We start from the raw sequence: 16,246 nt of genomic DNA, 5'->3' as shown, positions 1-16,246 counted from the left end.
CGATCAATCGTGATGCGATTCGATTTTTGACTTGAAATAATAATACGAATTTTATCTTATATTTTTATATTAACGAATAAACTCTTGAGGTTTTCGTGACTGCATTAATCAATAAAATAAGAATTAAATTATTTGGAGAGAAATTACTTGTCCATACACCTAAATGTGGTGGAACCTATCTTCGCGAGGTGTGGGATCTCAATACTCGATGGGATGTTCGACAAATTGGCCATGGAGCTCTTCGTGATGCGAAACTAAGAAATAATCCAAAAATATTAGGACTTATACGTTCGCCGGATGATTGGTATCTTTCATTTTATTACTTTAGAATTAAAGGGCTTAACGCTGCGGCGCAATCAGATGGTAATTTTCCACCATCACATCCTATTAGCGCATACTGTCAAGACTCATTGACTTGTAGTTTTGATGAAATGATAAGTAATATGTTTGATTCTGAAAATTTTTCTGCTGAGCAAAAATTGAGTTCTTCTATAGTATACGCTCAATCGTTCTCTGATATATTTTCATTCATTGGTCGGACCCGTATGGGGTTTTGGACGTGGACCATGGTCCATCATTTTTCTATGGCCCGCACAGAAGACTTTCAAACCTATGAGGAAGTCATCGACGAGCTCAAGAGAATTGCAGGAAAAATTAAATTTTTGCATCAAGAAGAATTAGATCGTGATGCAGAGCTTGTTTTTGGAGAGCGACCAAGGGTTGCGGGCCGCATTAATGTTTCGGAACGATCTAAAGATTTTTCGATGAAAGAAGAGACTTTACAGAAGATACGAGAGATGGACGGGGAGGCTGCGTCTATCTTAGGTGATTACGTTTTTTAATTAAGTCCTTGGCAATTCCACGCTAAGCCCGCCGATCAATCGTGATGCGGTGTCGAGCGGACGCGGCGGCCGAGGGCTGCTTCTCGCCAGACGGTGTAGAGCGATGCGGCGATGATCACAGCAGCGCCACATAACGTCATCAGGCTTGGCCATTGGCTGAAGACCAGAATGCCAATAATCGAGGCGTAGAGGATGCGGGTGTAATCGAGTGAGGCGATGGCTGTGGCCTCGCCGATCCGGTAGCCGTTGATATTGCACATCTGCCCAGCCCAGGACGCGGCGCCGACCACGACCAGCAAGAGCCACTCGAAGGGCGTTGGCGTGTGCCAATAATAGATGGCGGGTCCGGCCATGATCACGCCGACGAAAAACGCCTGATAGGTGAGAATGGTGATGGGCAGGTCCGTCTGACTGAGTTTACGCACCACGATAGTGATCAGCGCGGCGATGGCTGAACCGCTGAGGGCGAGCAATGCATAGAAGCTGAGGGTGGCTCCGTCGCCATCCGGACTGACGATTAGCAAGACGCCCAGGAAGCCGATGATCGTGGCACTCCACCGGTGCAGGCCAACCTTTTCGCTGAGAAACACGATGGCAAAGATGGTGACGAAGAAGGTCTTCGAGAAGCTGATGACAGTCGCGGTGGCCAATGGCAGATACACGAGGGCCGTGAAGCTGCACATCATGGCGCAGCAGGCCAGGATCACACGCACGACTTGCAGATCGACCCGCCGGGTGATGAGGGAATGCGGCAGGCCCCGCAGGATCTTTGGCAGCGAGATCGAGAACATGACGATCTGGCGTAGAAACAGGATCTGCACGACCGGAAGATCCGTGCCCAGCAATTTGATCACCGTGGTCATGACAGTGAAATAAAGTGCTGCCTGCAAGATCCAGAAAGCACCGATGCTGTTGTTGGGCAAGGAGTGCAATTTGGTGCGTAGCCTCACTCCCAGACGGTCATCCATGTCCTTTGTTTTGCAAGGGACAGAAGATGGCGTGTCGGGAGGAGTGGCCTGTGTCATCAAGGCTCCGGGATCGGGCGAGGGCCTTGCGCTCTTGATGAGTGATGCAGGAAAGACCTGCAGCAAAGCCTTGGAAATGAATGGATACACCGCTTTCATAGGCCAGCTGCGACACTTTGACCATGTTTCTTTTTCGACTGCCTTAGCGGCAGATTTCTTTGTTGCAGGCGACATGCCCCAGCGGTGCACCGAAAAAACGCGCCTTGAAAACAGCGCTGGTCAGACTGTCGCCATCTGGCTTCAGGGAAAGGCAAAGGGCAGAACGCCGGGATTTCGAGTGTAGGTTTTCTGCATATGTCGGAGCCCGACGGCGCTTGTTTTGGCGGATGGTGGGAAGGTGCTGCTCAAAGAACAAGATTTTTTCCCTCAATGCTGCTTGTCGCTTTCAAAAAGCAGGTCTAAGACCAAAGGTGTCTTTCAAGCTGTGTCCTGCACACATCACACAGTTCTTTGTCCTGGCGTGTCCGCCGATCCTTTCAACAGCCCCTGTTTTTTGCAGTCTGAGGAGAGGTCAGCCCGTGGGTGCGGTCAGCTTGAGGGACATCCGTGGATCTGCTTCACGGCATCGACTTGTCACCATCCGGGGTCTTGCGTATCGCCGAAGCGCCAGAGGCCCGTGGGATGATGGCAGCGCGCAAGCCTTGCGCCGCGATTGCACACCAGGACGTTCGGCCATTGGGGGCAAAAATGACTGGCAGCGATGGGCTCGCCACGGGGCACGATAAAGGCCCTGCACCAACGGGTATGAATCGACCAGCGCCGATGCTGGGCATTACCTTGAAAGTCCTGTCGACAGTGCTGTTCGCCATCATGCTGGTGTGCCTGAAAAAGGCATCGCAATCGGTGCCGATCGGTGAAGTCATGTTTGGCCGCAACTTCTTCGGCCTTTGGCCGGTGGTGGCCATGGTGGCGTATCGCCGTGAATTGAAGATCGCCTTTTCCACCCAGAACCGTCTTGGCCATCTCGTGCGCTCCTGCGTCGGTCTTACGGCGATGTTCTGTTCATTTAATTCTTTTGCCCTTCTGCCTTTGCCCGAAGCAACGGCCATCAGTTTTGCAACGCCCCTGATGGTGATTGTCTTTGCCTGGCTGATCTTGAAAGAGACTGTCCGGGTTTATCGGTGGAGTGCAGTCGGGCTGGGCTTTCTTGGCATTCTGGTGATCCTGTCGCCGCATCTGGGGGAAGCCGAGATGACGGGCAATCAGTCCCTTGGAGCGATTTTCGGTGGGCTGAACGCATTGGTCGCTGCGCTGGCGATGATTTGCGTGCGCCGTCTTTGTTTAACAGAACGCACATCAACCATCGTCTTCTGGTTCACCATGACCTCGACGATTCTGTCGATGATGACGCCCTTCCTGGGGTTGATCTGGCCCTCTCAGGCTTGGGTCATGCCAGATCCGCTGACCGCTGCGCTGTTGGTGATGGTGGGACTGTCCGGTGGCATGGGGCAGATCCTGCTGACGCAGAGCTATCGCTATGCCGATGCCTCGACTATTGCGCCCTTTGACTACACCAACATGATCTGGGCGATTTTGCTGGGCTGGTTCGTCTTTGCCGAGGTGCCGGAGGCCAGCGTTCTCTTTGGTTCCGCGATTGTCATCATGGCCGGAGTTTTTGTGATCTACCGCGAGCATCGGCTGGGGTTGGATCGTACCAAGATGCGGCGTGCGTCGAGCCCGTCTCGCGTCTGACATCGGCGTGTTTGTTTAAAAAGGCCAGCACTTTTCGCAGGTGCTGGCCTTTTTGTGTCCTGGAGATGTCTCTGGTCTATTTACAGGCTTTCAACTCCGTTCTCAGAAGGCTGCCGGATACAGACCGCCATCCAGCAGGATGTTTTGGCCTGTCATGTATCCGGCATGGACCGAGCACAGGAAGGCACAGGTTTCGCCGAACTCTTCGGGCGTGCCGAAACGCTGCATCGGCACTTCTCCGGCCTGTGCCTTGCGAATGTCCTCAATGCTTTTGCCGGTTTGCCTGGCAGCACGTTCAAACCCGCCGGTCAGGCGGTCCGTATCCATCTTGCCGGGAAGCAGATTGTTGATTGTAACCCCTTTGCCGGCAACCTGACGGCTGACGCCAGCCAGAAACGCCGTCAGCCCGGCGCGCGCTCCGGACGACAGGTCCAGACCTTCAATCGGCATACGCACTGACATGGAGGTGACATTGACGATCCGCCCGAAACCGCGCCCGCACATGCCATCAATCACACGCTGGATCAGTTCAATCGGTGTGACCATGTTCTGCACGACCCCTGAAAGCATTGCTTCGCGGTCAAGCTCTGTATAGTCGCGGCGAGGCGGGCCGCCATTGTTGTTGACCAGAATATCCGGATTGGGGCAGGCGGCGAGGAGGGCATCCTGTCCAGCGTGCGTGCTGACGTCTGCAGCGACAGCCGTTACTGTCACGCCGGTGGCCTTTGTAATTGCGTCGGCGGTTTCCTGAAGCTTGGCTTCATTACGCCCGTTGATGACTACGTCGCACCCAGCTGACGCTAGCGCCATGGCACAGCCCTTGCCCAAACCACGGCTTGAAGCGCAGATGATCGCGCGTTTTCCCTTGAGACCCAGATCCATGATGATGCTCCTCTTTGACATGCGACACGCAGAGTGCCTTGTTGGCCTTCTATGACAAGCCCTTTTGTCTGAAAAATGAAGGCTTTGTCGTTTTACTCCGAGCGGGCGTCGTACATCTGTCGAGCCACCTCCAGATCGTCTGCGTGCTGTTTTGCCCAAAGATAGAGTGCGGCAAACGGCTCTTTCAACGACATGCCCAAAGGCGTGATCGAATATTCAACGCCGATGGGGGCTGTCGGCAAAACCTTGCGATGCAGCAGGCCATTGCGCTCCAGTCGCTTGAGCGCTTCGGCAAGGGCCTTATGGGTGATGCCCTCAAGACGTCGCATCAGCTCATTGAACCGGGTGGGGTGCTGGCAGACCACATTGAGGATCAGGATCGACCACTTGTTGGAAATCTGATCGAGAACCGGGCGGGTCAACTCCACGTCGATCAAGGCTTCGTTATGGGACGTTAAGGGCACGATATACTCCAGGCTATTTAGGCACTTTAAAGTGCGTAATTGATATTAGGTATATAATTTATATCTTGTCGTCAAGCACCAGAACATGAGGTTTGAAATGACAAGAATGATGAACAAGACGGCGCTGGTCATCGGTGGTGCAAGCGGGATTGGCCTGAAGATTGCGGAACGCTTTGCCGCTGAGGGGGCGCGCGTGATCATTACCAGTCGGACACAGGAGCGACTGAACGAAGCTTTGAAAACCATCGGGGCGAACGGGGAAGGCGAAGTGGCCGATGCCAGCGACGCTGCGCTGGTGAAGGCACTGGTGGCCCGCTTGGGGCAGCGTCTCGACCGGCTGGACACTTTGGTCATCAACGCCGGGCGCGCAGAATATGCAAGCCTTGAAGATCTGTCCGAAGAGACGTTCGATCAGACGTTTGCGCTCAATGTGCGTTCTCCGGTCTTCGCCGCACAAGCAGCATTGCCCTTGATGGGGGAAGGTAGTTCCATCGTGTTGATCGGGTCGATTGCTGGTGTTACGGGCACGCCGGGGTATGGTGTCTACGGTGCCAGTAAGGCAACCGTGCGGGCCTTTGCCCGGACTTGGGCGCATGAATTGGCGGGGCGCAAGATCCGCGTCAATGTGGTCAGCCCCGGTCCTATTGCCACGAAAATGTTTGAAGCCGTTTCGGAAGAAATGCATCAGGCCATTACCTCCCGCATTCCGCTCGGTCGCTTGGGGCAACCGGAAGAAGTTGCCAATACGGCACTTTTTCTGGCCAGCGATGACTCGTCCTATGTGACAGGTGCAGAACTTTTCGTCGATGGTGGTCTGGCGCAGGTCTGACCTGTCACAATTAGATCATTTGAAACATGATCCCCCGATTGCGGCTCTCTTTTGCCTCATTTGTGAACGAGAGCCGTTTTCTTCTGTTCGTCTCACGAATAAGTGGCGCGAAGCTTCTGAACATACGAAGGAAATAGGCTCCGGAATCGGTTGAGACGAAAATTTTTCGGGTTCGGTTCACCGTTTCGCCTACCAGATATGGTGTCCGTGAAGTCGTTTATCGACAGTTCCAAGTAAAAGACATGCCCTTCTGTCACATTGCTGCAAACTGAATCGCGTCTAAGGGCATCCAAAGACCTCGATGGAGTGCGAGCCATGGAAAAGGCCCCTGTCAGCAAACAGTACCGTGCACTTTTTCTTTCCGATTTTCATCTCGGGACCCGTGGATGTCAGGCAGATCTTCTGCTTGATTTTCTCAAGGTCAATGATGCCGAGATGATCTATCTTGTGGGCGATATTGCAGACGGTTGGCGTCTGCGCCGGTCATGGTATTGGCCGCAGTCACACAATGATGTGGTGCAGAAAATCTTGCGAAAAGGCCGCAAGGGTGCGAAGATTTTCTATATCCCCGGCAATCATGACGAGTTCCTGCGCGATTTCATTGGCACGCATTTTGGCGGTGTCGAAGTTGCTGACCGTGTGATTCATGAGAGCGCCGACGGGCGACGTTATCTCGTCATGCACGGCGATCAGTTTGATGTCGTCATCCGGCATGCCAAGTGGTTGGCATTCTTCGGTGACAAGGCTTACGAGCTGGCGCTGGGCATCAATACATTGCTGAATGGCATCCGCCGTCGCATGGGTCTGACCTATTGGTCGTTGTCGGCTTGGGCGAAACTCAAGGTCAAGAATGCAGTCAGCTTCATTGGCCAGTATGAAGATGTCTTGTCCGAAGAAGCCCGTCGTCAGGGCGTTGATGGTGTGATCTGTGGTCACATCCACCATGCTGCGGACCGTGACGTCAACGGTATTCACTATCTCAATACCGGCGACTGGGTCGAGAGCTGCACTGTTGTGGCGGAAAATATGGATGGCACCTTCGAGGTGATCAACTGGGTCTCTTCCTCTCGCGAACTCGTGTTGGCAACCAATGATGGAAAGCGAGTGGCTGCATGACCTCGCTTCTCATCGTGACGGATGCCTTGGTATCCGCAAATCAATGGCGTCGTGCGGTCTTTGGAACGCACTGCGGCTGAATTGCGCAAGATGGGTATTCGCGTCGAGTTTCTGACGCCGGCCGATTTCCGCACGCTGCCGTGCCCGACCTATCCCGAGATACGCATGAGTCTGGCGCATCGTGGTATGGTCGGTCGCAAGATTGCGGAGAAAGACTGCAAGCATCTGCACTTGGCTACAGAAGGCCCGCTCGGGTTGATGGCGGCATCCTATGCCCGCAAGACCGATCAGGCGTTCACGACCAGCTATCACACACGCTTTCCTGAGTATCTGGCCGCACGGCTGCCCGTGCCCAAGGCCTGGACCTATTCTTTGCTGCGTCGGTTCCATAATTCCGGCACATGCTGCATGGTTGCGACCGCATCGCTTGACGAAGATCTTGACGCGCGCGGGTTCACCAACTTGCGCCGCTGGTCACGGGGGGTCGATGCGGATCTGTTCCGCCCTTATGAGACAAGTGTTCTGCCGAGTACCCTGAAGGGACCGGTTTTCATGTACGTCGGTCGAGTCGCGGTTGAAAAGAACATCGAGGCTTTCCTCGATCTGGATCTGGATGGCAGCAAGGTGGTCGTCGGGGACGGACCGCAGTTGGAGACCTTGCGCCGCAAGTATCCGGACGTGCTGTTTACCGGTGCGCACAGTGGTGAAGATCTGGCCCGGCACTTTGCCTCCGCTGATGTCTTTGTGTTTCCGTCGCTGACGGATACTTTCGGCAATGTCATTCTGGAAGCCTTGGCCTGTGGTGTTCCCGTGGCTGCGTTCCCAGTCATGGGGCCTTTGGATATTCTGCAAGGAAGCGGGGCAGGTGTTCTGTCCAACAATCTTGCAGAAGCGGCAGAGGCTGCGCTCGATATTCCGCGTGAGCATTGCCGGCAGACCGCGTTGCGATATAGCTGGGCGGCCAGTGCGCGGCAGTTTTGGGATAATGTTGTCCAGTCCAATGACGAGGTCGAAGACGTCGTTCCGACGCCACGTGCGTCTTACGGCCAGTTTGCGCGCAAACGCGCCAGCTGATGCGGTTTTCCTCTCCGTTGGTGTGCGGCGAGATGCGCTTTCCTCCAAAGGTTTGTACTCGGAACAATTCTGCAATTGATTGTCGGAGCCAACCTTTTACGCTGACGATGGTCAGTGTCAGGAGGGTTGCATGGATTTGCCGGTTTCACGCCAGGATATCGAAACAGCGCGGAAGCGTATTCAGGGTCAGGCGGTTGTCACGCCTTTGGTGCGGTTTCCGGTTCTGGATGAGGCCACCGGCGGAACGGTTCTGGTGAAGGCGGAAAATTTGCAACGCACCGGCTCCTTCAAGTTTCGCGGCGCCTACAACCGTATTTCACAGATCCCGGACGCGCAGCGCACGAATGGCGTCGTGGCCTGTTCGTCCGGCAATCATGCACAGGGCGTTGCCCTGGCCGCGCGGCTGCACGGCATGAAAGCGACCATCGTGATGCCGCTGGATTCGCCCGCAATCAAGCTTCAGCGGACGCAGGATTATGGTGCAACGGTTGTCACCTACAATCGCGAAACCGATGACCGTGAGGTTATCGCCAACGCAATTTGCGCAGAAACAGGTGCGACCTTCGTGCATCCCTTCGATGACGCCGGGGTGATCTCCGGGCAGGGCACGGCCGGTGTGGAATTGGTCGAGCAGGCCCTTGCGATGGGGCTGGCTCCGGATACGGTGTTGCTCGGCGCCTCTGGCGGCGGACTGGCTTCAGGCGTTGCTCTGGCACTTGCCAGTGATTTGCCGGGATGTCGGCTGCAAGTGGTCGAGCCGGAGGGTTTTGACGATCTTAATCGTTCGCTGATGTCCGGCGTCCGCGAGCATAACCTGCGGCTTGGCGGGTCTTGCTGTGATGCGCTGCTGGCACCGACACCCGGCAAGATTGCGCTGGATGTTCTCACCGCCCATGGCACGCCCGGCTATGCCGTCAGCGATGAAGAGGCGCTGGCTGCAGTTGCCTTTGCATTTCGGGAATTGAAACTGGTGGTCGAACCCGGCGGGGCGGTTGCTCTTGCAGCACTTTTGTCCGGAAAACTCGATATTTCAGGACGCTGCGTGGCGATCGTGCTGACGGGTGGAAATCTGGATGCACAGACGTTGGAGCAGGCGCTCAGTCTGCCTGTGTGAGAGCGGCTGTCGGGCGGCGATCTTTGGTCGCCTTTCTCAACGTCAGGAAAACAAAAAAGCGCCGTTGAGGCGCTTTTTCTCAAAGGGCCTTAGTCCGCGGGGGCAATCAGTTAAAGAGAGCCTGACGCTCGGCCTCACTCAGATCGGCCAGCGGATCGTCCTGCTCGAGTTCGGCCATGGCCTCCATTTCCCAGTTTTCATCCGCTTCCGTTTCCTCAACGGTGTCGAAGAGCTTGTCGATGTCTGTCTCGCTGAGGACCTCTTCGACGTCGCCTGCGTCGGTTGTATCTTCCGCCTCGGTAGACAGATCGTCCGGTGTGGCACTTTGCTCCACGGCGTCGTCAGGACTGTCCAGGGAAGCGTCAACACCGACGTCAGGCGTGTCGTCCAACACCATTTCGATGTCGAGATCGTTTGATGCGGCGCTGACCTGAGTGAACATGGCGTCAATGTCAGATTCACTGGCCACCGTGTCGGGCAACGTGCTGTCAAGATGGGCGTTTGTCTCGCCGATTGCCTCTGCCTGCTCTGGCGCAATTTCCTGCGTCACGTCGGCTGTGGCTCGCTCTTCCGTCACCATGTCGGCAACGGCTTCAACGTCGCCGGAAACTGCGGTCTCGGCTTCAAAGCTGTCGTCTGTTTCCGATCCGCCAGATGAGAACATATCGTCGACCGCACTTTGGTCGACGCCTCTGCCTTCCATTTGCGGACCATGCAGCAAATGCGCATCCGGGCGTGTATCAACCGGGCCAGCCGTGTCGTCGGCACCCTGGTCTTCAATACCCCAGATGTTGATCATCATGTTGATGCGGCTTTCCAGATAGCGCAGCACCTGCACAACCTTGGTCGTGCGCTGGCCTGTCAGATCCTGGAATGAGCAGGCCATGAAAATTTCGGTCGCCTTGGCGTCAATTTCGTCACAGGTTTCGCTGGCCGCGCCGGATTCACGCAGGGTCCAGGCCTGTTCCTGAATTTGTTCAGCGGCTTCCAGAATGGTCTGCGTCGCGCCCTCTGTCTGGGTCAGGATCGCATCAAGCTCGTGTGAGGCATCGAGGAAGCGATTGCTCTCTTCTTCCTCGGCCTTGATGTTGGCAATTTCGTTCTTGGTGCGTTCAATGGCCTCGTGCATATCGGCAATATCAAGCCGGATGCGGTCCAGATCAGGCACTTTGCGCTGGCGTGTGACGGTCTTTTCGACACGCAGAACCGCTTCAAGGATTTCCTGCGTTTCAGGTGACTTGTTGCGTTTCAGAAACTCATTCAGAAACAGGCGTCCGCGAGTCGATTCTGTAAGCGTCTGCTCCAGCGTGCGATATTCTTCTTCGCCAATTTGTTCTGGTGATGCAATGGCTTGTGATGTTTGCATTGGGAAGACTATCTCGATTGGCCTCAAGGTCGAGCGGAAGCCGCGATACGGCATGGTTCAACGCTACATCGTGAATCGTTAACATCTCTTTAGGAGGCTATCGAATTGCAAAAAATACGGATCGTATTGTTTGGTTAACGGCTAAGGCTATTGAGATTTATTATTAGGCTGTGAAAGATGCGAACGAATAGAGCCTGTCAGGACGATGTATTCTTCTGTGTGTTGACCAGTCTCTTCTGACAGGCAAGGCGGGAAACTTGCCGTTTGCCCGCCTTGCCGCTCTTTCGAATTTCTCGAGGGTCATCCCCAGAGAGAGGCCTCCGGTGGGAAAACTGTGCTGCCTTCGTAGACAAGCGCCGGGTCACGGTCTTCCGAGAACAGGAGCGGCGCGTCGAGATCGACGAAGTCGGCCACCTGAGCCGCAAGAAGTGCCGGAGCCATGGCAAGGGAGCTGCCAAGCATGCAGCCGACCATCAACTTGAAGTCAAGGGCATGGGCTTGTTCGACGGCAATGAGCATTTCCGTCAGCCCACCGGTCTTGTCGAGCTTCAGGTTGACGGCGTCATAGCGGTCTTTCAGCTTTTCCAGATCAGCGCTGGTGTGGGCGCTTTCGTCGGCGCAGACCACAACGGGACGGTCGACGCGAGCCAGCAGATCGTCGTTGTTGGCAGGCAGTGGCTGCTCGATCAAGCGAACGCCCGCCTTCAGGCAAGCTTCCATGTTGGCCTTGTAGCAGTGCTCATCCCAGGCCTCATTGGCATCGACGATCAGGTCGGCATCGGGCGCGCTCTCGCGCACGGCGGCGATGCGCTCTGCATCCCCATCTCCGCCCAGCTTGACCTTCAGCAGGGGGCGTGTGCGGGCGGCGCGCGTATCGGCTGCCATCTTGTCCGGAGTGCCGACACTGATGGTGTAAGCGGTGATCAACGGCTTTGGCGACGGCAGGCCTGCGATTTCAAAAGCACGCTTGCCCAAGGTCTTGGCCTCGAGATCCCACAGCGCCGTATCGACGGCATTGCGGGCCGCACCTGCCGGCATTGCCGAGAGCAGGCCCTGACGGTCCAGTCCCTCGGCAAGTTTCTGTTCGATCTCGCGGATCTGCGTCGAAACACTTTCAAAGGTTTCATAATAACGCGGGTAGGGTGTGCATTCGCCTCGTCCGGTAATGCCGTTTTCGCTCAAATTGACTTCAAGCACATGCGCGTGGGTGCGTGTGCCGCGGGAGATGGAAAATCCATCACCCGCGATCTTGAAGCTGGCAGCTTCAATGGTGAGCTTGCGCATCAGGCTGCACCGTAAACGGCTTCAACCTGATCAACGATGGCCTCCATGCCGAAACGAACCGGGTCGGTTGCTGGAAGGTCGTTGTGCGCCCTGGAGACGTCAGCCAGATACGCCTTGGCTTCGTCTTCGCCCAAAGCCTTGGTGTTGATGGCGATGCCGATGCAGCGGATGTCCGGGTTGGTGAGCTGGCCGCACTGGATCGTCAGGTCGATGACCTGCTGAATCGTCGGCAGGGCGGCAGGAACGCCGCGCATGGTCTTGCGGGTCGGTTCATGGCAGACTATGAAACCGTCCGGCTGAGAGCCATGCAGCAGACCCAGGGACACACCTGCGAACGACGGATGGTAGAGCGATCCCTGTCCCTCGACGATCTGCCAGTGGGTATCGTCCGTATCCGGTGAGATCCATTCGGCTGCACCGGAGATGAAGTCGGCCACAACCGCATCAAGCGCCACACCGCGACCCGAGATGAAAACGCCCGTCTGGCCCGTGGCGCAGAAAGTGGCGGCATAGCCACGGTCGCTCATGGCTTTTTCCATGGCAAGAGCGGTGTACTTCTTGCCGACCGAACAATCGGTGCCGACGGCCAGAATGCGCTTGCCTGTGCGTTTGGTGCCTTTGCCGGTGGCAAAGGTCTGGTCGGCGTGGCGGACATCAAACAGTTTGCAGTTGTTGCGCTCGGCTGCTTCCTTGATTGCGGGCACGCTGCCAAGGCGAACATGCAGGCCGCTGGCAACATCCATGCCGGCGTCAAGGGCTTCAACGATGGAGGCGACCCAATGCTCGGGCAAACGACCACCTGCATTGACCGCGCCAACGATCATTGTCTTTGCGCCTTGCGAGGCGGCATCCTTGATGGAAACATCCGGGAGACCGGTGTCGGCGACACAGCCATCCAGGCGGTTTTGGCCTAGGCACCAGTCCTTGCGCCAGTCGACGATTCCGGTTGCAGTCTTCGCTGCCAGCGCATCCGGCACATCGCCGAGGAACAGAAGATATGGAAATTCTATTTTCATGCTGGGCTGCTCCACAAATTTCCAGTCCCGCTAACGACTGGACGTTTCAGTTCAGAGCAAGGTATAGGGGGTATAGCGAGCCAGCGGCAAGGGGGCAGTGCCCGGAATGTCATTCTTGAGTAAAAATGAGGCACCGGACCTTGAAGTCGTTACGGAACAAGGAGTTCCGACGATAAAATTGACCGGAGACTGGTTGATTGCCACGGCCGCCCAAGGCCAGCGCAAGGTCAATTCGGTTTCGCAGCAGTCCGGCAGTTCTGTGCGGCTTGATCTCACCGCTGTGAAACACCTTGATACATCAGGCGCATGGCTGGTTCATAAGCTGCGCTCGGCCTGTGACCGCGAGGGCGCAAACGTAGAAGTTGTCGGGTTGAATGAGATGCAGGACAATCTGCTGGCACGCATCGGTGAAGCTGATCCGGAGCAGTGGAAACCCGATTCCAAAGAGTTCTTTCTGACGAAGTTTTTGATCTATCTTGGCAGGAATACGGCCCATATCGGCCATGATGCCATCTCGATGCTGCATATCCTGGGATCGCTTGGGGCGCTGTTGGCCTCGGTCATCGTGCATCCTCGGCGGCTTCGCGCTGTGGCTGTTGCGGTGCAGTTCGACAAGACCTGCATCGGCGCGGTGCCGATTGTGATGCTGATGAGCTTCCTGATCGGCGCGATCATTTCACAGCAGGGCGGGTTTTACCTGCGGCAATTTGGCGCAGACCTGTTCGTGGTTGATCTGGCCGGAATTCTGGTTTTGCGCGAGATTGGTGTGCTTCTGACGGCCATTATGGTGGCCGGGCGGTCCGGGTCCGCCTTTACTGCCGAATTGGGGGCGATGCGAATGCGTGAGGAGGTCGATGCCTTGCAGGTTATCGGTCTCAGCACGACGGAAGTGCTGGTTCTCCCCCGAATTCTTGCCTTGATGATTGCCTTGCCGATTCTGACTTTCATTGCCGATTTGTCGTCATTGCTTGGCAGTGCGCTGGTGACGTGGGCTTATCTGGATATCCCGCCACAGGCCTTCCTCAATCGTTTGCATGAAGCCATCACGCTGAGCAGTTTTCTGGTTGGCATCCTCAAGGCACCCTTTATGGCACTTGTTGTTGGTTTGATTGCCTGTGTCGAGGGCCTTAAGGTTGGTGGTTCGACCGACTCGCTCGGTCATCACACCACCATGTCCGTCGTGAAGGCGATTTTCCTCGTCATCGTGATGGATGGTGTCTTTGCGATTTTCCTGGCCGCGATCGGAGTTTGAGCGAGAGATGACGTCTTCCCCCGATGCGCCACCTGTGTCTCCGGAAAGGGAGGCACAAAAAGGTCAGATCATTCTGTCCGCCAAGAATGTGACTGTCGGCTTTGGCGGTCCCACCGTGCTTGAAAATCTCGACCTCGAAGTCAAACAGGGGGAAGTGTTGGGCTTCGTGGGCGGCTCGGGAACGGGCAAGTCCGTGCTCATGCGCACCATTTTGGGTCTGACGCCGAAACAGAGCGGCACGATTGAGGTGTTTGGGCAGGATATTGACAAGGTGACGGCAAAGCAAAAGCGGCTGATCGACAGGCGCTGGGGCGTATTGTTTCAGCAGGGAGCGTTGTTTTCGTCGCTGACAGTGCGCCAGAACATTCAAGTGCCGATGCGCGAGTATCTCAACTTGCCTCAGTCGCTGATGGATGAACTGGCAGCATTGAAGCTTGCGCTGGTGGGCTTGCCGGGCAGTGCAGCCAACAAATTCCCGTCAGAGCTTTCGGGCGGCATGATCAAGCGCGCCAGTCTGGCACGCGCTTTGTCACTGGATCCGGATCTGGTTTTTCTGGATGAGCCGACCTCGGGTCTCGACCCGATTGGCGCGGCAGAATTCGACTCTCTGATCCGGAGTCTGAGCGACACATTGGGTTTGACCGTGTATATGGTCACACATGACCTTGATAGCCTTCACTCGATTTGTGACCGCATTGCCGTTCTTGGGGAAAAGCGGGTCCTTGTCGAGGGAACGATCGACGATATGATGCATAACGATCATCCGTGGGTCATCTCTTATTTTCGGGGCGAACGCGCCCTCAGACGTATCTGAAGGACAGTGAATGGAAACCCGTTCGAACTACATTCTGATCGGCGCCTTCATGGTGGCTGTTCTGGTCAGCGTATTCGGGTTCGTGTACTGGCTGGCGGCCACAGCAGAAAGCCGCGAGAATGTCTATGTGCGCGTTATTTTCCCTGCCCCGGTCACGGGCCTGCCGGTTGGCGGGCAGGTGCTCTACAACGGTATCAAGGTCGGCGATGTGAAAAGCATCGACTTTGACCCGCAAAACCCGAAAGTCGTTATCGCCACGGTTCGTATCAAGCCGAACACCCCTTTGCGCAAAGATACCAAGGCATCCTTGAACTTTCAGGGGCTGACGGGTGTGGCGTATGTGGATCTGAACGGCGGTTCGCAGGATTCTCCGCTGTTGCTGCGTCCGGGATCCGATCATGTGCCGACCATCAAGGCCGACAAGTCGTTGTTTGACGATATTGCCGATGGCGCGCGCAATGTCCTGAAGCGGGCCGACTCCACCATGTCGACCATCGACAACGTCATTCAGAAAAATGAACCGCAGGTGAACCGGATCGTGCGCAACGCGGCTACCTTCTCGGACGCGCTTGCCTCCAATTCCGATGGTGTGAAGAAGTTCATGGGCAGTGTGGCATCCGTCAGCCAGGCGTTGACTGATCTCTCCGGCCGCATGGGCAAACTAGTGGATCAGGCCAACCGAATTCTGGCGGCTGTGCCCTCGGATCAGGTCAACGAGATCGTCAAGAACCTGTCTGATTTCAGTGATGGCCTGAAGGCCGCCAAGGGCCAGATGACCGATATTGTCGCCAACGCCAAGACCTCGACAGATAACCTCAAGGCGTTTTCCGGCAAGCTCAACGACAGCATGACCAGCGTCAAACAGCTGGTTGCTGCGGTGAAGCCGGAACAAATTGCCCGTATCGCGAGTTCACTCGAGACGATTACGGACGGTGTGGCCAAGAACAAGTCGAACATCGACAGCATTCTGCAACACACCAACAAGGCGACCGTGAATATTTCCAACATGACCGACGACCTGTCGAAGCGCACGGATGACGTTAATGCTGTGATCACCAACGCCAAGCAAGTGTCGGCCAAGCTCAACGCGGCATCGACGCGGGTGCAGGGCATCGTCAACCGTGTTGGCGCCATGGTCGATGGCACCAGCGGCCAGGGCTTCTTTGATGAGGCGACCAAGGCGGCCAAGTCGATCCGCAAGGTTGCGGATGCCTTTGCCGGTCGTGCCGATGTGATTGCGGGTGGCTTGCAGAAGTTTACCAGCCAGGGCTCGGCTCAATTCCAGTCGGCGATGAACCAGTTCAACCGGACGTTGGTCGAAATCCAGCGAGCGGTCAGTAATTTCGATCGGGATCCGAACCGGATCATTTTCGGTGGTGAAAACGTTCCGACCTACAAGGGGGGCCACCGTCGATGACTCGACAAATGCCACCAAGGCGTTATCAAGGACTTGTTAAGATTTGAAACGGCGGCAAG

General features: G+C 55.9%; 14 protein-coding genes and 1 pseudogene. 9 read left to right on the top strand and 6 right to left on the bottom strand.

Annotated elements, in window-relative coordinates; translation table 11 throughout:
* Positions 1–95 precede the first annotated feature (95 nt).
* Positions 96–842: a hypothetical protein gene (locus AC0L7U_RS04835; protein WP_473694236.1), complete on the top strand. Its 747-nt coding sequence runs from the start codon at positions 96–98 to the stop codon at positions 840–842.
* Positions 843–877: 35 nt separating this feature from the next.
* On the opposite strand, the gene AC0L7U_RS04830 is transcribed toward AC0L7U_RS04835, so the two are convergent.
* Complete coding sequence (locus AC0L7U_RS04830; protein ID WP_473694234.1) at positions 878–1,810, bottom strand: DMT family transporter; 933 nt, start codon at positions 1,808–1,810, stop codon at positions 878–880.
* 603 nt (positions 1,811–2,413) lie between these two features.
* Here AC0L7U_RS04830 and AC0L7U_RS04825 point away from each other — a divergent pair.
* The gene (locus tag AC0L7U_RS04825) at positions 2,414–3,559 is read left to right on the top strand and encodes a DMT family transporter (RefSeq protein WP_473694232.1); all 1,146 of its coding nucleotides are present in this window, start codon (positions 2,414–2,416) and stop codon (positions 3,557–3,559) included.
* Between the two features lie 102 nt (positions 3,560–3,661).
* Here the strand turns inward: AC0L7U_RS04825 and AC0L7U_RS04820 are convergent, their stop codons facing one another.
* Complete coding sequence (locus tag AC0L7U_RS04820) at positions 3,662–4,441, bottom strand: SDR family oxidoreductase (protein ID WP_473694230.1); 780 nt, start codon at positions 4,439–4,441, stop codon at positions 3,662–3,664.
* A gap of 92 nt (positions 4,442–4,533) precedes the next feature.
* Positions 4,534–4,905, bottom strand: a complete 372-nt coding sequence (locus AC0L7U_RS04815) for a winged helix-turn-helix transcriptional regulator (RefSeq protein ID WP_473694228.1) — start codon at positions 4,903–4,905, stop codon at positions 4,534–4,536.
* A gap of 97 nt (positions 4,906–5,002) precedes the next feature.
* Between AC0L7U_RS04815 and AC0L7U_RS04810 the strand changes: the two genes are divergently transcribed.
* The 4 genes and pseudogenes from AC0L7U_RS04810 (at position 5,003) to AC0L7U_RS04795 (ending at position 9,038) form a co-directional block, all read left to right on the top strand.
* Positions 5,003–5,734: an SDR family NAD(P)-dependent oxidoreductase gene (locus AC0L7U_RS04810; protein WP_473694226.1), complete on the top strand. Its 732-nt coding sequence runs from the start codon at positions 5,003–5,005 to the stop codon at positions 5,732–5,734.
* A 315-nt stretch (positions 5,735–6,049) separates the two neighbouring features.
* The gene (locus tag AC0L7U_RS04805; RefSeq protein ID WP_473694224.1) at positions 6,050–6,850 is read left to right on the top strand and encodes a UDP-2,3-diacylglucosamine diphosphatase; all 801 of its coding nucleotides are present in this window, start codon (positions 6,050–6,052) and stop codon (positions 6,848–6,850) included.
* A pseudogene (locus AC0L7U_RS04800) lies at positions 6,847–7,924 on the top strand (glycosyltransferase family 4 protein). Before AC0L7U_RS04805 ends, AC0L7U_RS04800 begins: the two are co-directional and overlap by 4 nt.
* A gap of 130 nt (positions 7,925–8,054) precedes the next feature.
* Positions 8,055–9,038 (top strand): threonine ammonia-lyase, encoded by a 984-nt coding sequence (locus AC0L7U_RS04795; protein WP_473694222.1) that lies wholly within the window; start codon positions 8,055–8,057, stop codon positions 9,036–9,038.
* 106 nt (positions 9,039–9,144) lie between these two features.
* Here the strand turns inward: AC0L7U_RS04795 and AC0L7U_RS04790 are convergent, their stop codons facing one another.
* The 3 genes from AC0L7U_RS04790 to dgcN form a co-directional block, all read right to left on the bottom strand.
* A complete protein-coding gene (locus AC0L7U_RS04790; RefSeq protein ID WP_473694220.1) occupies positions 9,145–10,404 on the bottom strand; it encodes a protein phosphatase CheZ in 1,260 nt (419 codons plus the stop codon).
* Between the two features lie 300 nt (positions 10,405–10,704).
* Complete coding sequence (gene dgcA / locus AC0L7U_RS04785) at positions 10,705–11,691, bottom strand: N-acetyl-D-Glu racemase DgcA (RefSeq protein ID WP_473695662.1); 987 nt, start codon at positions 11,689–11,691, stop codon at positions 10,705–10,707.
* Positions 11,688–12,704, bottom strand: a complete 1,017-nt coding sequence (dgcN, locus tag AC0L7U_RS04780; protein WP_473694218.1) for an N-acetyltransferase DgcN — start codon at positions 12,702–12,704, stop codon at positions 11,688–11,690. Before dgcN ends, dgcA begins: the two co-directional genes overlap by 4 nt.
* Before the next feature lie 106 nt (positions 12,705–12,810).
* Between dgcN and AC0L7U_RS04775 the strand changes: the two genes are divergently transcribed.
* From AC0L7U_RS04775 to AC0L7U_RS04765, 3 genes are read left to right on the top strand one after another with little or no spacing between them, the layout of a single operon-like run.
* Positions 12,811–13,956: an ABC transporter permease gene (locus tag AC0L7U_RS04775; protein ID WP_473694216.1), complete on the top strand. Its 1,146-nt coding sequence runs from the start codon at positions 12,811–12,813 to the stop codon at positions 13,954–13,956.
* Between the two features lie 7 nt (positions 13,957–13,963).
* Positions 13,964–14,770 carry an ABC transporter ATP-binding protein gene (locus tag AC0L7U_RS04770; protein ID WP_473694214.1) on the top strand — a complete coding sequence of 269 codons (807 nt, stop codon included), beginning with the start codon at positions 13,964–13,966 and terminating at the stop codon, positions 14,768–14,770.
* A 10-nt stretch (positions 14,771–14,780) separates the two neighbouring features.
* Positions 14,781–16,187 (top strand): MlaD family protein, encoded by a 1,407-nt coding sequence (locus AC0L7U_RS04765; RefSeq protein WP_473694212.1) that lies wholly within the window; start codon positions 14,781–14,783, stop codon positions 16,185–16,187.
* Positions 16,188–16,246 lie beyond the last annotated feature (59 nt).

The organism is Roseibium sp. 10G30-5 (assembly GCF_055809635.1).
This window is presented reverse-complemented; position numbering and strand designations above follow the sequence as displayed.